General features: G+C 39.1%; 22 protein-coding genes. 8 read left to right on the forward strand and 14 right to left on the reverse strand.

Annotated features, from left to right (window positions below; all coding sequences use genetic code 11):
* The 3 genes from HSP_RS0107785 to mazG form a co-directional block, all read right to left on the reverse strand.
* Nucleotides 1-1272: HAMP domain-containing protein (locus HSP_RS0107785; RefSeq protein WP_010129750.1), on the reverse strand; the 1272-nt coding region annotated here is incomplete at its 3' end.
* 63 nt (nt 1273-1335) lie between these two features.
* Nucleotides 1336-2064 (reverse strand): response regulator, encoded by a 729-nt coding sequence (locus HSP_RS0107790; protein ID WP_010129751.1) that lies wholly within the window; start codon nt 2062-2064, stop codon nt 1336-1338.
* 101 nt (nt 2065-2165) lie between these two features.
* Nucleotides 2166-2951 (reverse strand): nucleoside triphosphate pyrophosphohydrolase, encoded by a 786-nt coding sequence (mazG, locus tag HSP_RS0107795; RefSeq protein WP_010129753.1) that lies wholly within the window; start codon nt 2949-2951, stop codon nt 2166-2168.
* A 239-nt stretch (nt 2952-3190) separates the two neighbouring features.
* On the opposite strand from mazG, the gene HSP_RS0107805 reads away from it, so the two are divergent.
* The 6 genes from HSP_RS0107805 (at nt 3191) to folC (ending at nt 8966) form a co-directional block, all read left to right on the forward strand.
* Nucleotides 3191-3508: a heavy metal-binding domain-containing protein gene (locus HSP_RS0107805; protein WP_010129755.1), complete on the forward strand. Its 318-nt coding sequence runs from the start codon at nt 3191-3193 to the stop codon at nt 3506-3508.
* An 84-nt stretch (nt 3509-3592) separates the two neighbouring features.
* A complete protein-coding gene (gene sbcB / locus HSP_RS0107810) occupies nt 3593-5134 on the forward strand; it encodes an exodeoxyribonuclease I (RefSeq protein ID WP_010129756.1) in 1542 nt (513 codons plus the stop codon).
* Nucleotides 5135-5142: 8 nt separating this feature from the next.
* Nucleotides 5143-5751 (forward strand): DNA glycosylase, encoded by a 609-nt coding sequence (locus HSP_RS0107815; protein ID WP_010129758.1) that lies wholly within the window; start codon nt 5143-5145, stop codon nt 5749-5751.
* On the forward strand, nt 5741-6562 hold the full coding sequence (locus HSP_RS0107820) for a PHP domain-containing protein (protein WP_010129759.1): 822 nt from the start codon (nt 5741-5743) through the stop codon (nt 6560-6562). The genes HSP_RS0107815 and HSP_RS0107820 overlap by 11 nt, the downstream gene beginning before the upstream one ends.
* A 133-nt stretch (nt 6563-6695) precedes the next feature.
* The gene (accD, locus tag HSP_RS0107825; RefSeq protein ID WP_010129760.1) at nt 6696-7601 is read left to right on the forward strand and encodes an acetyl-CoA carboxylase, carboxyltransferase subunit beta; all 906 of its coding nucleotides are present in this window, start codon (nt 6696-6698) and stop codon (nt 7599-7601) included.
* A gap of 60 nt (nt 7602-7661) precedes the next feature.
* Nucleotides 7662-8966, forward strand: coding sequence for a bifunctional tetrahydrofolate synthase/dihydrofolate synthase (folC, locus tag HSP_RS0107830; RefSeq protein ID WP_010129761.1), 1305 nt, complete (start codon nt 7662-7664; stop codon nt 8964-8966).
* 42 nt (nt 8967-9008) lie between these two features.
* Here folC and HSP_RS0107835 read toward each other — a convergent pair whose 3' ends face one another.
* Genes HSP_RS0107835 through moaC form a run of 4 tightly spaced genes read right to left on the reverse strand, consistent with a single transcriptional unit; the run spans nt 9009 to nt 10983 of the window.
* On the reverse strand, nt 9009-9779 hold the full coding sequence (locus HSP_RS0107835; RefSeq protein WP_010129762.1) for a Nif3-like dinuclear metal center hexameric protein: 771 nt from the start codon (nt 9777-9779) through the stop codon (nt 9009-9011).
* A complete protein-coding gene (gene moaE, locus HSP_RS0107840; RefSeq protein ID WP_010129763.1) occupies nt 9769-10239 on the reverse strand; it encodes a molybdopterin synthase catalytic subunit MoaE in 471 nt (156 codons plus the stop codon). Before moaE ends, HSP_RS0107835 begins: the two co-directional genes overlap by 11 nt.
* On the reverse strand, nt 10240-10488 hold the full coding sequence (gene moaD / locus HSP_RS0107845; RefSeq protein ID WP_010129764.1) for a molybdopterin synthase sulfur carrier subunit: 249 nt from the start codon (nt 10486-10488) through the stop codon (nt 10240-10242).
* Between the two features lie 6 nt (nt 10489-10494).
* Nucleotides 10495-10983, reverse strand: a complete 489-nt coding sequence (moaC, locus tag HSP_RS0107850) for a cyclic pyranopterin monophosphate synthase MoaC (protein WP_010129765.1) — start codon at nt 10981-10983, stop codon at nt 10495-10497.
* Nucleotides 10984-11137: 154 nt separating this feature from the next.
* Between moaC and HSP_RS0107855 the strand changes: the two genes are divergently transcribed.
* Nucleotides 11138-13456, forward strand: coding sequence for a DNA internalization-related competence protein ComEC/Rec2 (locus tag HSP_RS0107855; protein WP_010129766.1), 2319 nt, complete (start codon nt 11138-11140; stop codon nt 13454-13456).
* Here HSP_RS0107855 and queA read toward each other — a convergent pair.
* The 3 genes from queA to HSP_RS0107870 are packed head-to-tail and all read right to left on the reverse strand — an operon-like array spanning nt 13453 to nt 16377.
* Nucleotides 13453-14547: a tRNA preQ1(34) S-adenosylmethionine ribosyltransferase-isomerase QueA gene (gene queA, locus HSP_RS0107860; RefSeq protein WP_010129767.1), complete on the reverse strand. Its 1095-nt coding sequence runs from the start codon at nt 14545-14547 to the stop codon at nt 13453-13455. The two genes, HSP_RS0107855 and queA, sit on opposite strands and share 4 nt — an antisense overlap.
* 22 nt (nt 14548-14569) lie before the next feature.
* Nucleotides 14570-15622, reverse strand: a complete 1053-nt coding sequence (locus HSP_RS0107865; RefSeq protein WP_007525351.1) for an AI-2E family transporter — start codon at nt 15620-15622, stop codon at nt 14570-14572.
* The gene (locus HSP_RS0107870) at nt 15622-16377 is read right to left on the reverse strand and encodes a class I SAM-dependent methyltransferase (protein ID WP_010129768.1); all 756 of its coding nucleotides are present in this window, start codon (nt 16375-16377) and stop codon (nt 15622-15624) included. Before HSP_RS0107870 ends, HSP_RS0107865 begins: the two co-directional genes overlap by 1 nt.
* 165 nt (nt 16378-16542) lie before the next feature.
* On the opposite strand from HSP_RS0107870, the gene HSP_RS0107875 reads away from it, so the two are divergent.
* A complete protein-coding gene (locus tag HSP_RS0107875; RefSeq protein ID WP_007524586.1) occupies nt 16543-16734 on the forward strand; it encodes an alternative ribosome-rescue factor A in 192 nt (63 codons plus the stop codon).
* 13 nt (nt 16735-16747) lie between these two features.
* Here the strand turns inward: HSP_RS0107875 and HSP_RS0107880 are convergent, their stop codons facing one another.
* The 4 genes from HSP_RS0107880 to HSP_RS0107895 all read right to left on the reverse strand — a co-directional run bounded on the left by HSP_RS0107880 (nt 16748) and on the right by HSP_RS0107895 (nt 22568).
* Complete coding sequence (locus tag HSP_RS0107880; protein WP_010129769.1) at nt 16748-18559, reverse strand: tRNA(Met) cytidine acetyltransferase TmcA domain-containing protein; 1812 nt, start codon at nt 18557-18559, stop codon at nt 16748-16750.
* Entirely contained in the window at nt 18559-19047 is a 489-nt protein-coding gene (gene ybeY / locus HSP_RS0107885; RefSeq protein ID WP_010129770.1) for an rRNA maturation RNase YbeY, read from the reverse strand. Before ybeY ends, HSP_RS0107880 begins: the two co-directional genes overlap by 1 nt.
* A gap of 116 nt (nt 19048-19163) precedes the next feature.
* Complete coding sequence (gene pta, locus HSP_RS0107890) at nt 19164-21302, reverse strand: phosphate acetyltransferase (protein ID WP_007523996.1); 2139 nt, start codon at nt 21300-21302, stop codon at nt 19164-19166.
* A gap of 57 nt (nt 21303-21359) precedes the next feature.
* Complete coding sequence (locus HSP_RS0107895; protein ID WP_007524774.1) at nt 21360-22568, reverse strand: acetate kinase; 1209 nt, start codon at nt 22566-22568, stop codon at nt 21360-21362.
* Between the last annotated feature and the right edge of the window lie 204 nt (nt 22569-22772).

A 22772-nucleotide genomic window follows, 5' to 3' on the forward strand; every position in this document is an offset into this window, starting at 1 on the left:
ACCTGTTTGACGAGCGCGGGCTTCATCAACACGATAGAATGGTCTAAAAATTTGTTCATATTCGGATTCAGGAACACCAGGGCCATCATCTTCGATATCAATGACTAAATTCTTTTTATGAATAGTGAGTACAACGGAAACACGCGTTTCTGCATATTTTTTCGCATTGCGAATCACGTTTTCAACTGCACTGCTTAAAAGTTGGCAATTACCATTGATGTAATAGCGTTCAGAGGGTGGAATATGATTATGAATTTCAAGCGCTAAGCCATTTTCATTCATTTCGAATTTCGCATCTTCTAAAATATCAAACCAAATTTGTTGAACCGGGAATTTAGCACGTGCGAGATGGCTGTTTACTTGTTGGCGAGAAAGCGAAAGTAAATCAAGAATCATTGTATTCAGTTTTTGGATTTCGTTTTCAATCCGGTCAATCTCACTGGATTCCCCATTACGGCGACGAATAATTGCAACGGCGAGTTGTAGACGAGCTAATGGTGTCTTTAACTCATGCGAAATATCAGCTAATAATCGTTGCTGGTATTGGTTTAAATCTTGTAGAGCAGTCACCATTTGATTAAAGCTTCGTCCTACATCACGTAGCTCTTTAATACCTTGCTTTTCAATTTTAGGATTGGTTTTTAAATCCCCCAATGCAATTGCATTCGCGGCTAAACGCAATTCTTTAACAGGGCGGGTTATACGCCAAGAAAGGAAAAAGAGAATTGGGAAAGCAACACACATCACAATCACGCTCATTAACCATGGCGAGTCGAAAATTTCATTAAAGCCTTCTTTTTGTGGGTTTACCGTTTGAATAAAATATTCGTTATATTCGCGTTTGGGGGTTTTAACAATAAATGGCCCGTTAATGCGTAAGTGGTCGAAACTTCTTGCTAACGGAACACTAGATTCTTCCGCGCGATACAAAAAGGCTAAAAGGGGTTTGAGATTATCTTGATCCATACCACTGACAGAGCCAGAGTTTTTTTCAACCAAGATAACGCTAGACCCACCAGGGGTACGAATAGAAAGATCTTGTTCAAAAATGTCATCTAAATCATAGACTTTTTGTACGTGTTTACTTTCAGTATTAAAAAAGCTGATTTCCGTTTCATTAAGAGCGGTAAACTCCCGATCATCGAGTTTTGAGATATTAAAGGCAATAGTCAGTACAACTAAAAAAGCTAGCCCAAAATAAACAAATAGCTGGTAGGCTAAAAAATGACGGAAAGAGAGGAGTATTTGAAGGTATTGTTTTAATTTTTGCATAAATATTTCCAACAAATAAGCAAAAAACGAAAATCCCCCGAAGCTAGTCGAGGGATTTTATTACTATTTTTCTGTTACGAGTAAATAACCACGCCCACGCAAAGTTTTAAACCATGGTAAGTTATCGTTACGCTCTGGGAGCTTTTTGCGCAGGTTTGAAATATGCATATCAATCGCGCGATCATACGGCGTTAGGCGCTTGCCTAAAATTTCTAGGCTCAATAATTCACGTGAAAGAATTTGGCCTGGATTACGCATCAACATTTGTAAAAGTGCAAATTCTGTGCCTGTTAGCTCTAAATCTTTACCTTCAAAAATCGCTTGCTGGCGACCAGGGTGTAATTCAACCCCACCAAATGAAAGTTGTTTGCTATTTTCTTCTGCTGTTTGAGAAGATGGCGTAATTACATCCGTTGCAAGCGGGCTGTTGCCAGCAGTACGACGTAAAATTGCTTTAATACGTGCAACTAATTCACGGTCATTAAATGGTTTCGGTAGATAATCATCTGCCCCTAACTCTAAACCCAGTACGCGGTCAATATCATCATCACGTGCACTTAACATTAACACTGGCGTAGTAAGTTTTTGACGAAGTTGTTTTAGCGTTTCAATACCATTTAACACAGGCATCATGATATCTAATAAAATAATGTCGTAGGTTTGTAACTCAAGTTCAGTCAAGGCTTCTTGACCGTTATGAACAACGTGAATATCAAAACCTTCTAAAGATAATAATTCCGCAAGAAGATTTGTAAGTTCTACATCATCATCAACGAGTAAAATTTTCGACATGGTTATTTCCTTACATTAAAATTGCAATGTCAATTGCTAAAAATTGTGCATTTACATGACGTAATTTTTGCAATTTACAAATTAAAAAGAGAATTGTCAATTCATTCTAAAGATTTAATTTGATGCCAAATCGCATCAAGTTCCATCAAGTTACATTCAGAAACCGCTTTTCCTTGCGCTTTTACTGCTGCTTCGACTTTGCGGAAACGTCGTTCAAATTTAGCATTAGCTTCTCGTAACCCACTTTCTGCTTCAAGCTGATAGTGGCGGCAAAGATTTACCGTCGCAAATAATAAGTCACCTAATTCTTCAAATAATGCAGTTTGAGATGTCGGATAATTAGCTATTTCAGCTTTGACCTCATCTAGCTCTTCTTCTACTTTAGCTAACACATCCTGCGGATTATCCCAATCAAATCCAACTTTCGCACATCGTTTTTGAATTTTATGGGCACGTGTTAATGCCGGCAATGCAAATGGCAAATCATCTAAAATAGATTCATGCTGTTGGTGTTTAGCGTCATTTGCTTTTTGTGCTTCCCAATTCGCTAATGCTTCATCACTATCTGCTGCTTTAGTCTCGCCAAAAACATGCGGATGGCGATAAACAATTTTTTGATGAATATCGCTTAAGACATCATAAAAATCAAAAGTTCCTTCTTCTTTGGCTAATTGGCTAAGAAATACCACTTGAAGTAATAAATCGCCCAATTCTTCACGCAGCGCACTACGATCTTGAGTATGAATTGCTTCTGCCACTTCATAGGTTTCTTCTAATAAATGTGGCAGCATAGAGTTAAAATCTTGTTTAATATCCCAAGGGCAGCCATGTTCTGGATCTCGAAGTTGGGCAATAATTGCTAGAAATTGGTCGATATTAGTTTGCATAAAGGCTCCTCAAGCGGTTAAATTTTAAGAAAGTTTTGCAAAATATAGCATTTTCCACAGCTTTCGCCCATAATAATTGGCATTCAAAAATAAAGAAGGAGCCATAATGGCCGCTGAAAAACTTACTAAAAAACGCTTAATTCAAATTCTTATTATGTTGTGCATTTTAGTTGGCGCTTTTTTATATCGAACTTATACTTATTAAATACTGTTAAATTTTTTAATTAAAGGAAATATCCATGATTTTAACGACGACGCCTCAAATTGAAGGCAAACAAATTGCTGAATATAAACAGATTGTATTTGGTGAAGTGGTTGCAGGTGCGAACATTGTGCGTGATTTTATCGCTGGCATTACCGATATTATTGGTGGACGTTCAGGCGTATATGAATCTCGTTTAAGCCGCGCAAGAGAAGAAGCACTAGAAGAACTGGCTAAACGTGCACTAGCCGTAGGCGCAAATGCGGTAGTTGGCATTGAGGTGAATTACACCACGATGGGTGCTAAAAATATGTTTGTAATTAGTGCGAGTGGTACAGCCGTGGTTGTTCGCTAATTTGTAAAAAAGCCTAAAAATCAACCCGCTTGTTAAGGCAGATTTGTGCTAGAATCTGCCTAATTTTTTTATTTAGTCAGTCTCATGAATACTCCTTCTTTTTTCTTCTACGATTACGAAAGTTTTGGCGTGAATCCTGCAACAGATCGTCCAGCACAATTTGCAGGGATTCGCACAGATTACCAATTTAATATTATTGGTGAACCTGTGATGTTTTATTGCAAACAAACGCCAGATTATTTACCTACGCCAGAAGCTGTTATGGTAACGGGTATTACCCCTCAATTATGTAATCAAGAAGGGATAAGCGAACCTGAATTTGCTGCGCGTATTCATGAACAATTTAGCCAACCTAATACTTGTATTATCGGTTATAACAACATTCGTTATGATGATGAAATGACCCGCTATACGTTTTTTCGTAACTTTTTTGATCCTTATGAATATAGTTGGAAACAAGGGAATTCGCGTTGGGACTTATTAGATGTGGTACGTGCCTGTTATGCACTTAGACCAGAAGGCATTGAATGGGTACATGATGAAAACGGGTTACCAAGTTTCAAATTAGATCAACTTACCAAAGCAAATGGGATTGCGCATGAAAATGCGCATGATGCGATGTCAGATGTTTATGCCACGATTGCTATGGCAAAACTCATTCAGACCAAACAGCCGAAATTGTTTGATTTTTTCTTTACGCATCGTGGCAAAAAAGAAACGGAAAAACTGATTGATACGGCAGAAATGACCCCATTAGTGCATGTTTCTGGTATGTTTGGCAATGCCCGCAGTAATATCAGTTGGATTGCACCACTGGCTTGGCATCCAACTAATCAGAACGAAGTGATTTGTTGTGATTTAACCGGCGATATTCAACCATTATTAACAGAATCAGCTGATGTTTTGCGGGAACGTCTTTATACCAAACGAGAAGCGTTAGCCGAAGGTGTAAACCCAGTGCCATTAAAAGGGGTCCATATCAATAAATGTCCAATTTTAGCCCCAGCCAAAGTATTATTACCCGAAAATGCAGAGCGGTTAGGTATTGATCGTGAAGCTTGTTTAGCAAATTTAAAACAGCTCAAAGCCAATAAAAGCTTAATACGAGAAAAAGTGACAGATATTTTTACCCAAACACGTGAATTTTCAGTAAGTGATAATGTAGAAACAACGCTTTATCAAGGCTTTTTTTCTGCAGCAGATAAAAATAACATGGCTATTTTGCGTAGCCTTAAGCCAGAAGAATTAGCGCATCATGGGTTAAAATTTGCGGATGAACGAGTAGAACCGCTTTTATTTCATTATCGTGCAAGACATTTCCCTGAAACACTCAGTCGTGCTGAACAAATAAAATGGCAGAAATATTGTCATCAAAAAATTGATGAGAAAACCGAAAGTTTTGCGAGTTCATTAGCAACATTATTTACACAATATCAAGAGCAACCAGAAAAATTGGCATTACTAGAATCTTTAGCAGCCTATGCAGAACAACTGACTGAAACACCGATTTCTTTAGCTAACCAAACAGAAAGTCAGCCCAATTTGGTGAACGATCTAAATAAGCTTGCTGAACAAAACGTAAACAAAGCTGAAAAACTCAAAATGCTAAAAGCCCTGATTCAATAGGAAGAAAAATGACAGCTGAACATGAATTAGAACATCATCCGTTTGCGCCTATTTTGCCTGAAAATGCCACAGTAGTGATGATGGGAACGTTTCCACCAACCAATGAGAAACGTTGTATGCAATTTCATTACCCTAATTTTCAAAATGATATGTGGCGGATTATGGGGTTGGTTTTTTATCAAAATGCTGATCATTTTCGCGTAGGTGAAGAAAAACGTTTTGACCCTGTTCGTATTGAGGCTTTTTTACGCGAAAAAGGCATTGCACTCTGTTCTTCAGCTCAAACCGCTATTCGCTTAAAAGGTAATGCATCAGATAAAGATTTAAAAATTGTTGAACCGGTGGATATGCCTAAATTGTTAAAAACCTTACCTCATGTAAAATGGATTTTTACCACTGGTGGCTTAGCAACCGACACATTGCTTGGTCTATTACCTGAAAAAGTAAAAGCGCCCAAAACAAACGAATGTATTGCTTATCCGTTTGATAGCAAAAGAGCATTATTTTTATACCGCTTGCCATCCACATCTCGCGCTTATCCATTAAGTTTGGCTAAAAAGGCGGATGCATATAAACAATTTTTTATCCGAGCAGGATTATTAACTGATGAAGTTTGATTTACACTCCCATAGCAATGCCTCTGATGGAACATTAAGCCCCATTGAATTAGTAGAACGCGCGGTTAACCAAGGTGTAGAAATGCTTGCCTTAACCGATCACGATACTACCGCTGGCATTAGTGAGGCTAAAAAAGCGGCAGAAAATTTGCCGATTCAACTCATTAGCGGCGTTGAAATATCTGTGGTATGGCAAGAAAAAAATATTCATCTTGCCGCATTAAATATTGATGAACATCATCCAGCAATGATCACGCTACTGGCTAAACAAGCCGAATTAAGAGCAACTCGCGCGATTGAAATTGGAGAAAAACTGGCTAAAGCAGGAATTCCAAATGCGTATGAAGGCGCAAAATCGCTTGCTGAAGGGGAAGTAACCCGTGCGCATTACGGTCGTTTTTTGTATGAGCAAGGTTATGTTCGCAACATTGAACATGCTTTTAAGAAATATTTAGGTGCAGGTAAATCTGCTTACGTCAAACCAAGCTGGTGTTCATTAGAAGAAGCCATTGCAGTGACTCATTCAGCAGGCGGTGTGATTTGTATTGCACATCCATTACGTTATAAATTAACAGGCAGATGGATTCGCCGTTTGATTACAGATTTTAAAGCAGCAGGGGGCGATGGGATTGAGGTCTCTGGCTGTGGACAAACACCAGACCAACGCCAACTGATTGCTCGCTGGGCAGCTGAGTTTGAACTTTATGCTTCTGGTGGTTCAGATTTTCACTTTCCCACAGGCTGGATAGAATTAGGCAGAGGGCTTACGCTACCGCAGAGCTGCCGTCCGATTTGGGAGTGTTTTTCATAATACAAGCGGTCTGTTTTAGTAAGAAATTTGCAAATCCGATGCTAACAAAGCGGAGCAGTATGCAAAGGCTTTTAAAATAAGTGTATTTGTGCTTTAATAGCGCCGATTTTTCTCATAAAAAAGGGTTAAAAATATGAGCTGGTTAGACAGAATTTTAGGTCGAAGTGGCAATACTTCTTCAGGGGTTTCTAAAGTGCCTGAAGGTATTTGGACAAAATGTAGCCACTGCGAACAAGTATTATATAGTGAAGAATTACGCCGCAATATGGAAGTTTGCCCAAAATGTGGCCACCATATGCGAATCAACGCGCGTACGCGTTTATTACAATTATTAGATGAAAATTCTGCACAAGAAATTGCGGCAGAATTAGAACCACAAGATGTGTTGAAATTTAAAGATCTCAAAAAATATAAAGATCGTTTAAGTACCGCACAAAAAGAAACAGGTGAAAAAGATTCGTTTATTGTGATGAGTGGAACACTTTACGGAATGCCTGTGGTGGTTGCTTCATTTAACTTCGCTTTCATGGGCGGTTCAATGGGCGCAGTAGTTGGAGCGAAATTTGTTCGTGCAGCAGAAAAAGCGTTAGAAGAAAAAATTCCGTTTATTTGTTTCTCTGCATCTGGCGGTGCTCGTATGCAAGAAGCATTATTCTCTTTAATGCAAATGGCAAAAACCAGTGCAATTTTAGCCAAAATGAAAGAAGAAGGTGTGCCATATATTTCTGTGATGACTGACCCAACATTAGGTGGTGTTTCAGCAAGTCTTGCGATGTTAGGCGACATCAATATTGCAGAACCTAAAGCACTTATTGGTTTTGCAGGCCCACGTGTGATTGAACAAACCGTACGTGAAAAATTACCAGAAGGTTTCCAACGTGCTGAGTTTTTATTAGAGCATGGTGCGATTGATATGATTGTTCCACGTAAAGAGATGCGCGATACTTTAGCTCGTCTTTGTGCGAAACTAACATTCCGACCTTCACCATTTAAAGCGGTAACGGGCGAGTTAATCGTTGAAGAAGACGCTACGGCTTAATCAATAAAAAGGATATAAAATCCCTGTTTTTACAGGGATTTTTCTATTTTAGGATATATTATGAACACCCAAATTCCTCCGAAAGAGACGGATAGCTTAGCCTGTTGGTTAAATTACCTTGAACATGCTCATTCAAAGCCTATTGATATGGGATTAGAACGAGTACGTTCAGTAGCAGAACAACTCGATTTACTGCAACCCGCGCCTTATATCATTACTGTGGCTGGTACAAATGGCAAAGGTTCGACTTGTCGTTTATTAGAAGTTGCACTGATGAAAGCGGGCTTACGCGTTGGCGTTTATTCCTCTCCACATTTAATTCGTTATAACGAACGTGTACGTATTCAAGGTGAATTACTCCCAGATGAATGGCATGTTAAAACCTTTGCGATGATTCAAAAAGAGAAGCAGGTTTCGTTAAGTTATTTTGAATTTAGTACACTTTCCGCATTAGCGCTATTTAAACAAGCCAAATTAGATGTAGTAATTCTAGAGGTCGGTCTTGGCGGACGTTTAGATGCAACCAATATTGTTGATCCAAATTTTGCAGTCATTACTTCGATTGATATCGACCATGTTGCTTTCCTAGGCGATAACCGAGAAGTGATTGGGCGTGAAAAAGCGGGCATTTTTAGACCTAATATTCCAGTTGTGATTGGTGAGCCAGACTGCCCACAAAGCATTCGTGATCATGTAATTAAGTTGCAATGTCACGCTTTTTATCGTGGAGAAGATTGGCAAATCATTGAAAAAAATGACCGCTTGCAGTGGCAATCTAATACGCTTTGTTTCGATAATTTGCCTCAGCCGCTAATTCCTGTACCCAATGTTGGGACAGCGCTGGCAGTCTTAACCCAGTTGCCATTTTCAATGAGTGAACAAATGATAATGGAAGCGATTGCAGAGGCACAAATGCCAGGGCGTTTCCAGACATTAACCGCAAATGATTTTGCCCATTTTCAAGGGCCGCAACCTAAATCACGAGTCATTATTGATGTTGGGCATAACCCGCATGCAGCGCGTTATTTAGCATCTCGTTTGCAAGCGGTTAAAAAAGGAAAGATTTTTGCAATTTTCAGCGCACTAGAGGATAAAGATCTTTCAGGTATCGTCGAACCATTAGATCAATTGATTGATAGTTGGTATTGCGTGGGGCTTGATTGCTGGCGTGGGCAAGAAGCTCAAATGGTCGAAAGCAAACTACTTGCTGTCTTACCACAGGCTAAAACTTCTACATATAAATACATTGGCGATGCTGCAGTCAAATTATTTAGCGAAGCAAAGGCCGAAGATATTATTTTAGTCTTTGGATCATTTCATACCGTTGCAGATTTTATGCTGTGGCTTGAAAATAGCGAGAAATAAGAAAAAGGGCAGTTCATAGTGAATTGCCCTTTATGTTATGTTTTATGCAGGATTATCAATATTAATAAATTCAACAGATAAACCATATTCTTTTGCCAGCCATTCGCCTAATGCTTTAATGCCATCACGTTCTGTTGCGTGGTGACCACAAGCGAAATAGTAAATCCCTTGTTCACGGGCTGAATGGGTGGTTTGTTCAGAAATTTCTCCGGAAATAAATGCATCAATGCCTTTAGCTGCAGCTAAATCAATATATCCTTGTCCACCGCCTGTGCAAATGCCTACGGTTTTAATCATTTTTTGCGGATAATCTGCAACAAATTCATCGCAAACGATAGGTTTACGTTGCAGAATTTGTTCAAGTCGTTGTGCTAATTCTTGCGCTGAAACAGGTGTTTCTAAAGTCCCCCAAACAGGAATAGAATTGGGTTTATCTTCTAATCCGGCAAGCTCAACGATACCTAATTGCTGAGCTAAACGCGCATTATTGCCCAATTCAGGATGAATATCTAAAGGTAAATGATAACCGTACAAGTTAATATCATTAACCAATAATTGCTTGATTCGTTTCCCTTTCATGCCGCGAATACATGGATTCTCACTTTTCCAGAAATAGCCATGATGCACTAAAATTGCGTCCGCTTGCTTTTCAATCGCTTTTTCAATTAACGGCAGTGTTGCTGTTACCCCCGTAACAATCTTTTTCACAGTTTGACGACCTTCAACCTGTAAACCGTTAGGTGCATAATCGGCAATTGCGTTACTATTTAATTTTTGGTCGATAATTTGTTCCAGTTCAAGGTTATTTAGCATGGTTTAACTCCCATTTATCCGCCGCTTGTTGATCACTTTCTCTACCTTCAATCCAGCGTTCGCCTTCTTGCGTGGTTTCACGCTTCCAAAATGGCGCACGCGTTTTTAGATAGTCCATAATGAATTCATTTGCATGATAGGCATCACCTCGGTGAGCAGAACTAACGCCAACTAATACAATTTCATCGCCTGTGTGTAATTGACCAATACGATGAATCACGGCAACACGTTGCAAATCCCAACGTTGACGAGCTTGTGCGACAATTTCTTGCAAGGCTTTTTCTGTCATTGCAGGATAATGTTCTAAATAAAGGCCAGAGACATTATCGCCTAAATTCATTTCTCGTACTTTTCCTACAAATAATGTCGTTGCGCCTACACTATGTTCAGCGCTTAACCATTGATAAATTGCATTTTGGTCAAAATTGTCTTCTTGAACTTGAATGAATGTTTGTTGCATTTAACCTCCAGTCACAGGTGGAAAGAAAGCGACTTCATCACCATCTTGGATAGCACTCTCTAAATTCGCAATAGTTTGGTTAATCGCAACTAATAATTTTCCTTTTTCTAACGCTAATTGCCATTTTGGCCCTTGTTGGCTTAAATGTTCGCGCAGCGCTTCTGCCGTATCAAATGTTTCTTCAACACGTAGGCTATCTACGCCAACTAATTCTCGTGTTTGCGCAAAAAATAAAACTTGAATACTCATAAACTATTATTCCTTTGTTGATGGCGCAACGAAATCGCCAGACTTACCACCACTTTTACTTAATAGGCGAACTTGTTCAATCACCATGTCTTTCTGTACCGCTTTACACATATCATAAATGGTTAATGCGGCAACACTTGCGGCAGTTAACGCTTCCATTTCCACGCCTGTTTTTCCACTTAATTTGCAAAGTGATTCAATCCGAACTTGATTGCTTTCAACCAAAGCTTCTAATTTTACTTCAACTTTTGAAAGCAGAAGCGGGTGGCAAAGCGGAATTAACTCCCACGTGCGTTTAGCGGCTTGAATTCCCGCAATGCGTGCCGTTGCAAAAACATCACCTTTATGGTGGTTGCCAGATAAAATCATTTGTAAAGTTTCAGCACGCATTGAAACAAAAGCTTCTGCGCGAGCTTCACGTACGGTTTCCTGTTTGCCAGAAATATCCACCATATTTGCTTCGCCTTGCGTATTAATGTGAGTAAATTCGGTCATCATTTTTTCCCTCTAATTATTGGTTTATTTTACCTTAACAAGCGGTCATTTTTCTGAAGTTTTTTGCAAAAGAGAGAAATTTTGCGATCTTGCTCGAAAAATCCAATAAAAACAGGGGTATTTTTTTCCCCATTCGATATGCTCGCCATTATTTATGTTCTCTTTGGCGATGATACGACAAGACCACGCATTTATCTTATTTCCTTTGCTTTGCTTGCCTATCTTATGGCTGCCATTAGCTGGTTTTCTTTATCTTATCATTGCTTATAGTACGCTTTTGCTATGGGCAATCTTGGCCAGATATAAATTATTAGCATGGACACTTTTCTTGGTGTTACTCAGTTATGCAAGGGTAGCACATTTTGCAAATGAGCTAAAAAATCAGACCGCTTTAGCGCAAACCAGAACGGTTAAAATTGTGCAATTACAGAAACTTACCGATTATCAAGCTGCGATTGGGCAGTTAGAAAATGGGGAGCGTATTTATCTAAATTGGCAAAGCCAAACACCGTTAAAGTTGGAACAACATTACCAAATCCAAACCACTTTTCGACCAATTAGTGCACGGTTAAATGAAGGCAACTTTGATCGCCAGCGTTGGTATGCAGCAAATCATATTCAAGCTATCGCAACCATTAAACAAGCAGCATGGCTAGAAAATCAGGAAACCTCTTCTTGGCGAACAAAATGGCTTTATCGCGTGGTTAATCAAACAGAAACTTTTCCTACCCAAGGACTATTATTGGCGTTAGCTTTTGGAGAACGAGCTTGGTTGAATCATACTCATTGGCTAATTTTCCAACAAACGGGAACAGCGCATTTAATTGCTATTTCAGGCTTGCATATCGCTTTAGCAATGGCTGTTGGATTTTGGCTAGCAAAATTGGGGCAATGGGGAATATTATATGCTCATCATCGCTATGCGATAAGGGCTTTTCATAAAATAGGGCACTACTACCTTTTCCCTCGCATAATTGGATTATCTTTTGCCTTAGGATATAGTTATTTAGCCGGTTTTTCTATTCCCACATTACGCGCAATCGGGGCAATTTTATTGATATTAGTTTGTCAATTTGCTCGCCGACATTATACACCAACACAATTATGGTGGCGTATCGTCTCATTACTATTGCTGCTTGACCCATTAACATTATTATCGGATAGTTTTTGGCTCTCTATTTCGGCTGTTGCAAGTTTAATTATTTGGTATCGCTATTTTCCACTTTCCAACTGGATAGCTACTCAAAATTTTTCAAGAATTGTGCGAGGTATGCTTTCGTTATTCCATTTACAACTTGGTATTTTACTTATTTTTGCGCCAGTGCAATTTTTCTTTTTTCAGGGGAGTTCTACCTGGAATTTTCTTGCCAATATTCTTATTGTTCCGCTCTATAGCTTTGTATTAGTGCCCATAATTTTATTAACGTTAATAACTGATAATTTATTTTCAACTTGGCAATGGGCAGATTGGCTAGCGCAAAGTAGTCTCACGTTAATTTCACCATTATCTGAAAGCTGGATTTCGTTAAGTTACCAAACCCAATGGGAATTATTGAGTTTAGATTTAGCCATTTTAATTGGACTTTATGCTTGGAAAAATAAGCGAAAAGTTTATTGGTTAAGTTTAGGTATCATCGTTCCACTTTTTTATGGTTTGGGTTATATGGCTTTTATGCGTGCATCATTACCTAGTTGGATAACCTTTGATGTTGGGCAAGGTCTGGCACAAGCCTTGATTTATGAAACAAGCGGTCAAAAAAAGGCAATTTTTTACGACACAGGCATAAGCTGGGGCGGAGGTGCTAGCTCGAATAATATGGCAAAACTGGAAATTCTGCCTTATCTTCAACGCGAAGGCATTACCGTGGAAGCTATTTTTCTAAGTCATGATGATAATGATCATGCAGGTGGGGTAGAAACCTTATTACAGCATTATCCCCATGCACGGTTAATTTCAAGCAGCCAGAAACGCTATGCCGGTTATCAACCAGAATCTTGTGTTGCAGGTAAATCCTGGCAGTTTGGTCATTTTCAACTGCAAGCTATCTATCCCTCTAAAACAGTGTTAATGGCTAAAAATCAAGATTCTTGTGTTTTGCTAGTCAGCATAGGGCATTTTCGTTGGTTATTGACAGGCGATAGTGGTGCTATACAAGAACGCGAATGGTCGGAAAATGTTGGGCAAGTAGATTTTTTACAAGTGCCCCATCATGGCAGTAAAACCAGCAGTAGTGAAACTTTGTTGCAACAAACCAAGCCAAGGGTAGCCATTATTTCTAGTGGGCGGTGGAATCCTTGGAAAATGCCAAACAAACAAGTGATTGAACGATTAAATTTACATGGAGTTCAAACACTAAATACTGCAGAAGTTGGCATGGTTAAGATTGAATTCGCTCAGGCACAAGCAAAGCTTACAACAGCAAGACATAAAAATAGCCCTTGGTATCAGGGCTATTTCGAGGTTTCTAATTAAGCGTTGGGCGGTAAATCTTGCGTCGCATTTTCATTTTTTGTGATAAACATCGCATCACCATAACTGAAGAATCGATATTGATTTGCCACGGCATGTTGATAAGCCTGCATGGTATGTCGATAACCAGCAAAGGCAGAAACAAGCATAATTAGTGTGGATTCTGGCAAATGGAAATTGGTGACTAAAGCATCCACCACTTTAAAAGTTTTTCCCGGGTAGAGGAAAATTTGTGTATCAGAAAAGAATGGCACAATCAATTTTCCTGTTTGTTCTGCTGCTTGAGCGGCACTTTCGATAGAGCGCACAGAAGTTGTCCCTACGGCAATTACTCGTTTACCTGCCGCTTTGGTTGCAAGGATTTTTTCAACCACTTCTTCACTAACCTCAGCATATTCTGCATGCATTTGATGATCGAGGATATTTTCTACTCTAACTGGTTGGAATGTTCCCGCACCAACGTGCAAAGTCACAAACGCAGTTTGCACACCTTTCTCGCTAAGCTTTTCTAACATCGCATTATCAAAGTGTAAGCCTGCTGTTGGAGCAGCCACTGCGCCTAACACTTTGCTATAAACAGTTTGATAGCGCTCTTGGTCTGCATCTTCATCAGGGCGGTCAATATAAGGTGGCAAAGGCATATGACCTGCTTGTTGCAGTAAGTCAAACAAGGGTTGTGTTGCACTAAATTGCAACTCAAAAAGCGCACCATGACGGGCTGTCATGATGGCGTGAAACCCATTTCCTTCGCCTAATTTATCTTCGCCCAAAATAATTTCAGCCCCTTCTTTAGGCGCTTTTGAAGCGCGAATATGTGCTAAACAACGATGTTCATCTAATACTCGCTCAACCAGTACTTCTAATTTACCACCACTAGATTTACGGCCGTAAAGACGAGCGGGAATAACACGGGTATTATTAAAAATTAACAAGTCGCCCGCTTGAATATCTTCTAGCAAGTCGGGGAAGTGTTGGTCGGTTAGTGCACCCGTATTGCCATCTAATTTTAAAAGACGGCTCGCAGTACGTTCTGGCGTAGGGTAACGTGCGATAAGATTATCAGGAAGATCAAAATGGAAATCCGAAACAAGCATTTTATTATCCTTATTATTTTAATTATTCAACAGAAGAGATAGCATTAACAACTGCCTTAACTAAGGTGGCTAATGGAATTGCAAAAAATACGCCCCAAAATCCCCACAATCCACCAAAAATGAGCACTGCGACAATGATGGTTAGTGGATGTAAATTAACGGCTTCAGAGAACAGGAAGGGTACAACAATATTTCCATCTAACAGTTGGCTAATCACGAAAGCGAGTAGTACGTAGTAAAAATCAGGCGATAAACCAAATTGAAATAATGCAATTAATGCAATCGGAATAGTAACTAATACCGCACCGATATATGGAACTAATACCGAAAGCCCTGCCGCAACTGAAAGTAGTAATGGGTAGCGTAAATCGAAGAAGATCAAAATAATGTAGGTAACTACACCAACAATTAGAATTTCTAACAATTTTCCTCGAATATAATTATTGATTTGTTGTTGCATTTCCATCCAAACACGCGTAGTTAAACGGCGGTTTTTAGGCATTAAATTTAAAAATGAACGAACAAATAAAGGTTTATCTTTCAATAAGAAAAAGACCATTAACGGCACTAAAAATGCATAAATGCCTAAACCCACTAAACTCACCAGTGAGTTAAGAGAGAAAGTTAATAATGATTCGCCATAACCTAGAATTTTTGCTCGTAATGAGGTCATTAGGCTATCTAGCATCGCGTAATCTACCAACTCAGGATAATGCTCGGGCAAAGCTTGTAACCACGTATTAAGCAAGTTAAACATGTTGGGTAAATCGCGCACAAAACCGACAGTCTGATTCCATAAATTTGGTAATAACACCGTAATAAATAGGGCAAGTAAAGAGAGTGTACTACCTAGTACAATCACAATGCTTAATGTGCGAGGGAGCTTAAATTTTTGCGTCAATACACGAATAGGCGTATCTAACAGATAAGCAAAGACGATGGCCACTAAAAGCGGCATAATGAGGTCGCTAAAGAAATAGATAATCCCAAAACCACAGAGCAGAATACCCAATAATGCGGCACTATGTGGATTACCTAATTTCTTTTTATACCAAGTTTGGAATAGTTCAAACATTATTTTTGGCTACAAATAGCAATAAAACCAAGTTTCTTATCAGGGTCGTTAAACGTATTAAACATTTTTTTGAAGGTATCACGATTCTCAGGTTTTAACGCATTACTGATAATTTTCATCGCACCCAATACGCCTTCATCATAAATTAACCCTTTCGGCGAAAGTAAACTCATTTCACCGCTAAATGTTTCCACATTTCTAAAACCGCAACGAAGGAATGTTTCTTTCCAGTCTGGTTTGGAAAGTGGGGTTACTGTAATGTTGATTGCTGAACGCAAATCTGCAATCACTTTTTCCACATCATCAGTGTTTAGCATCACATCATGGGTTAATAAGAAACCGTTAGGTTTAAGTACACGGAGGTATTCCCGAATCGCTTTTTCTTTTGCTTCAATTGGCAACATAGTCAACATAGCTTCGTTGATAACAATATCAAAAGTGTTATCTTCAAATGGCAATTTTGTCGCATTTGCACGTTGTACTTTAACCAAGTTTTCTACGCCATTTTCTTTAATGTTATGACGTGCTTTTTCTAATGCTTCTTCGTCTAAATCTACACCCGTAATTTCACAACCATATTGCTTAGCAATTTGGATAGCAGTGGTACACATATTACAAGCGACTTCGAGTACTTTTTTATTTGCATTAAAATCAGCATTTGCAATAAGCCAATCTGTGGCTAATTTACCACCTGGGCGCAAACGAGTTTTGCCAAGACGCGCTAAGAAATTATGTCCGACTTCTTCTTTTTTCATATTATCCTCTGTGTTTGCAAAATGCGAATAAAACTTATCCGCTTGAAGTGAAATTTCGGTAAATTATACACAACTTTACCCCTAACTTATATACAGGAAAAGTAAATTTTGGCAGAATGCACACGCAATTTTTTGCAATTAAATCTAATTTAATAAGGATAAATGATGAGTAAAAATCAATATGCCCACCAACGTGGCGAAATTCAAGAAAGTGCTATAAAAGCTTTAGTTACAGACCCGTTATTTAAAACCCGCGTGATGCGAAATCGTAAAGGGAAAGGCAGTTACCAACGTAAAGCAAAACATGCTAATCGTTATCAAGGCGAAAGCCCATTTAAAATAGTCAAAGTATTTTAAATGGGCTTTTTCTTTACTGACATTTTGCTGCTAACACATCTCTAACTGCCAGGCGAAACTGTGCCAATGTTTGCTTTTGGGGCGCAGCTAACGTAAGACTATTTTGTTCTAGATTATCTCGTAAGATGGCAAGTTCTTCAGGATATTGAGTATAAAGCCGTTTCAGTGATGCAAAACAAGCCGAGAAACTCCGTTGAGCAAATGCAAAACCATGCAAATTTTGTTGGTCTGATTCATCTAAAGCATAATCAGCCACTTTATTAGGGAAAAGCGCTTCGCAATAAGGTAAAACTGGGGCATCACGCTGAAATTTTGCTACTGCTTGCGCAACAAATTGGTTTCCTGCCTCAGAAATAGGGTAGAGCATCATAGCACTTTGATAACCACTGCTTGCTTCTCGGTTAGGCGTAATTTGTACTAATACGAAACCACACTGTTGCCAAAATTTCAGCAGACAATCGGACATACCAAAACTGACTGAAATAAAATCAAGCGGTTGAATTTGTTTGAAGATTTGCAAAATAAAGTCAGAAACTAACCGCTTGCCAATGCCTTGTTGTTGTTTGTCTGGCTGAACGGCAATCCGAGAAATTCGCATTGAATGCAAGGTGCAAGCTGACTTTAAATTCCCTTGTGCACAAAGATATTGCGCCACTAAATTCCCCGCTGGGCGACGCGTTCCAGACCATACTTGCTCTGTTAACGCATCTGACAATCCGCCTTCATTGAGTGCCCAAATTGCACCAATTAGTTGCCCATTTTCTTGATAAGAAAAACATTGCTGATTTTCTCCATCAAATAACCGACGTAAGTCTGTTGGCGTCGTTTTGTAATGCGCATTAGCAAATAATTGATAGTATTGTGCAAGCGATTCTGTGTGTTCGCTTTCATCTAACAATAGCAGCTCGTTAATAAACTGCTCAAGCGGATCATTTTCTTCCCAGCGAAGTGGCTTAGTTAAATGCCATTCTTGATAAGTGCGGGAACATTGTGATTTAAATCTTAAACTGAAACCTCGCCCTGTACCTTCATAATTGTGGGTGGTTGTGGTTAGCACAACTTTATGAAAATAACGGCAAAGCGTTTGTAACATGGGTAAAGGCAAACTCGCAGCTTCATCAATAAATAACCAATGATTTGGAGAAATACATTTTTGCGCAATGCTCGCAATCAGCTGATCGGGTGCCATAAATTGCAAAGAATCATGTGAAGCTATATCTGTTAATTGAGCTAAAAATTGGGGAAGTGCAGCGCGGCTTTTAGCGGTGATAATTACTGAGTGATGTTCCGCAAGGCTTTTTGCAAGTTGTCCCGCAAGAGTAGATTTACCTCTCCCACGATCGGCTAAAATTAAATGAATATCAGCGAGGTGCTTAGGTAGCTGTTCGAAAATTTGCTGCTGTTCTGGCGTAAATTCGCAAAACATTTGCGTTTTTTGCCCGCTTGTAGGGGGAAAAAAATCTTGTTTTCGTGGCATTGTCACGCTAAATTGATATTTTTGAATCAATTTTTGAAAATAGCGATAGAAATTAGGTGTAGTAATCAGCTTCCCATCATTCCAGCGTAAAGAATCGCTATCAGGAATTTGGGATAATTGTGCAAAATCAGGACAAACAAGAAAAAGTGTTCCACCATTCATAATGGTGCCAGCAATAATGGCTAACGCTTCTAAATGCAAGCAAACCCCATCAGGACTACGTATATCATAAAGTGCCTGAAAATGCTGCGTGCCGAGATACTGCTTGGCTTTTGCAAAATTTGTTTGATTTAAAATAATGCCGTCAAAATCTGACGGCATTGCTAATAACACAACGAGCTTTCGCATTAGTCGAGTTCTTTTTCGCTCAAATAAGGATCTTCAAAGCCTAATTTCTGCATAATTTGCGTTTCTAGACCTTCCATCTCTTCTGCTTCGGCCTCTTCAATATGATCATAGCCAAGCAAGTGTAACGTGCCATGCACAGCTAAATGCGCCCAATGGGATGCTAAAGAAATTTGTTGTTCTTTTGCTTCACGTTCCATCACTTGACGACAGATAACTAAATCACCTAATAAGGGAAGTTCAATACCTTCTGGCACTTCGAAAGGGAATGAGAGGACGTTTGTTGGGTAATCTTTTCCGCGATATTCTCGATTAAGTGTTTGGCTTTCTTCTTCATCCACAATACGGATGGTCATTTCTGTTTCAGGAAAATCTTCAGTTTGGGCTTCAAAGGCGAGGGCAGTTTCTACCCAGTGAGTAAATTGTTCCAGTGTTGGCAAGCCTTCGCTATTTTCACTGGCAATTTGTAAATCAATAATTGGTGTTGTCATAGTTCATCAATATAAAGAAAGTATTTTGGGTATTCTACCGCAACAAGCGGTCAAATTTCTTTAATTTTTTGCAAAAAAACGCCCAGTGTAAACTGGGCGTATCATATGAACGTAAATTAAGCTTGAGTTGCTTGAATTGCAGTTAATGCAATGGTGTAAACGATATCGTCCACTAATGCACCACGAGATAAGTCATTAACTGGTTTACGCATACCTTGAAGCATAGGGCCAATTGAAACTAAATCTGCAGAACGTTGAACTGCTTTATAAGTGGTGTTACCTGTATTCAAATCTGGGAAGACGAATACCGTTGCTTTACCTGCAACCGGTGAGTTTGGTGCTTTAGAACGCGCCACATCTTCCATTACTGCCGCATCATATTGTAATGGGCCATCAATGATTAAATCTGGACGTTTTTCTTTTGCAATACGAGTTGCTTCTTTTACTTTCTCAACATCTGCACCAGAACCTGATGTGCCGGTTGAGTATGAGATCATTGCAACACGTGGGTCGATACCAAATGCTTTTGCAGACTCTGCAGATTGAATTGCGATTTCTGCTAATTGTTCAGCTGTTGGGTCTGGGTTAACCGCACAGTCACCATATACCAATACTTGGTCTGGTAATAACATAAAGAAGATAGAAGACACAATTGAGCTACCTGGTGCAGTTTTAATAATTTGCATCGGTGGACGAATGGTATTAGCCGTTGTATGAACCGCACCTGAAACTAAACCATCAACTTCGTTTGCTTCTAACATCATAGTACCTAATACTACAGTGTCTTCTAATTGTTCACGTGCAGCTTCTTCAGTCATACCTTTTGCTTTACGTAATTCAACTAAACGCGCAACATAGTTTTCACGTACATCTGCTGGGTTGATGATAGTAATACCTTTACCTAAGGTTACACCTTGTGCTTCTGCAACGCGTTGAACATCTGTTGGGTTAGCTAATAAAACACATTCTGCAATGCCACGTTCTGCACAAAGTGCTGCAGCTTTCACTGTACGAGGCTCATCACCTTCTGGTAATACAATACGTTTTTTCGCTTCACGTGCAAATTCAGTTAATTGATAACGGAATGCTGCAGGAGAGAGGCGACGTGCACGAGTTGCACCTTTAGAAACTTCTTCTACGAAGCCTGTATTTAACGTACTTGCAACATATTCTTTGATTGCGTTAATACGTTCTTTGTCATCAGTTGGCACTTCTAAGCTAAAACTTTGTAAGTTTAAAGCGGTTTGCCATGTATTGCCTTCAACACGGAATACTGGAATACCTGTTTCAAACGCTTGTTGGCAAAGTTTTGCAATTGGTGCTTCAATTTTATAACCACCAGTTAAAAGAATACCACCAATTTCAACACCATTCATAACCGCAAGACATGCTGCAACTAACACTTCTGGGCGGTCTGCTGAAGTTACTAATAAGTTACCTGCTTTAAAGTGATCAACCATGTGTGGAATGCTACGCGCACAGAAGCTGACACCACGAATACGACGGGTATTCAGCTCACCTTCATTAATGATTGCTGCATGTAAATGTTTAGCTAAGTCAATTGCACGAGTTGCAATTAAATCCGCTTTCCATTCAATACAAGCGAGTAGTTTAATTGGGCTTTTTGCAAATAACGCTTCAACTTCTGAAACGTTTTGTGTGCTGTGTTGGAATGAGTCAAAAATTTCTGCTAAATCAGGGCGAGTACGACCAGATTCATCTACTGGTGCATTAAATTTGTTGATAACCACACCTAAAAGGTTAGGGTTGTTACGACCACCGAATTCAGATGCAGCAGCTTCAACACGCTCTTTTAATTGAGCTGGTTTATCAGAACCAGGTGCGGCAACTAATACGATTTCAGCATCTAACGCTTGTGCAATTTCATAGTTAATGCTGTTAGCATATGCATTTGTACGAGTTGGAATTAAACCTTCGATAACAATAATTTCGTTATTTTTAGCTAATGCTTGATGGCGTTCTACCACTTTTTCTAATAAAACGTCAGTTTGGTTTTGACCGATAAGCGTTTCTGCTTCACTTAACATAAATGGCACACCAACTTCTGTTGATTGAGCTGCCTTGATAATTGAAGTTGAACGGTCTAAAACGTCTTCACCAGTAATAGACTGTGCAATAGGTTTTAAAAAGCCAACTTTAGTCCCTTTTTGTTCTAAAGCGTGCACTAAACCTAGGCTTACGCTTGTTAATCCAACACCTGTGGTCGTTGGAATAAGAATAATCGTTCTTGACATAATTATATTCCTATAAAAATAAAGTTAAAAAAGGGCAGAGTAATCTGCCCTTAAAAGTTATAGTGCTAATTTAGCAGTATCTTGTGCAATCACTAATTCTTCATTTGTCGGAATCACGATTGCTTTGAATGCTGAATCATCTGCTGTAATAACACCTTCTTTACCGAAGCGTGCTGCAAGGTTACGGTCGTGGTCTAATTTAACACCGAATAATTTTAAGTGGTTTAAAGTTAATTCACGAACGTGAGCTGAGTTCTCACCGATACCACCAGTAAACGCGATAGCATCTAAGTGATCATCACCTAAAATTGCCATATATGCACCGATATATTTTGCTAAACGGTAGCTATATACGTCTAAAGCACGTTTTGCTTCTGGTTTAGATGCATCATCATAGTTATCTTCAGCGTAACGACAGTCGCTGGTCACTTGAGTTAAACCTAAAAGACCTGATTTTTTCACTAAAGTCGTTTCAATTTCATCCATTGACATACCTAAGTTTTTGTATAGGTAGAAAATGATTGCTGGGTCAATATCACCAGAACGAGTACCCATTACTAAACCTTCTAACGGTGTTAAACCCATTGAAGTATCGATACATTTACCGTTACGAACGACAGAAACAGAACCGCCGTTACCTAAGTGGCAAACAATGGTATTTACTTGATCAGCTGGTTTACCAACACGTTCTGCGACTTCACGAGAAATAAATAAATGGCTTGTACCATGCGCACCATAACGACGAATGTGGTGTTCAGTATATAAGTTATATGGAAGTGCATATAAGAATGCTTCTTCAGGCATTGTTTGGTGGAATGCAGTGTCGAATACTGCAACGTTTTTGTCTTTTAATTCAGGGAAAATACGGAATGCTTCTTGAATACCGATTAAGTGGGCAGGGTTGTGAAGTGGTGCAAATTGAACTGCATCTTCGATACCTTTGATAACATCATCGTTAATAACAACAGATGAAGTAAAGCGCTCACCACCATGAACGATACGGTGGCCAATAGCACCAATACTTGCTTTTAATTCTTCTGATAACAACTCATTTGCGATGAATGAAAGCGCTTCGCTATGTGCAGCGCCAGCACCTAAATCTGCATTACCTTTTTCACCGTGTAATTTCCATTTGATGCGCGCATCTTCTAAATGAAAAGCTTCTGCTAAACCAGATAATTTTTCATCACCGGTTTTAGGGTCTAAGATAGCAAATTTTAAAGATGAGCTACCACAGTTAAGGATAAGAATTAAATTTTTAGACATGTCAAATACCTTAGTTGATTTGAAAGGGTAAAAGTTAGATACGCAAAGGCGTAGCTATCTGATATAGAATACACGTTTCGGCTATTGAATTAAAGATCTGATATAAAAAAATGGTAGAGATACCTTTAAATAGTTAATCGTCTAGATTTCGCATAATGACCTACAGGTTATGTTGAATTTGAGGGCTGTATACTTTTTAAACGG

The sequence above is a fragment of the Haemophilus sputorum CCUG 13788 genome (assembly GCF_000238795.1).
Lineage (GTDB): Bacteria > Pseudomonadota > Gammaproteobacteria > Enterobacterales > Pasteurellaceae > Haemophilus_A > Haemophilus_A sputorum.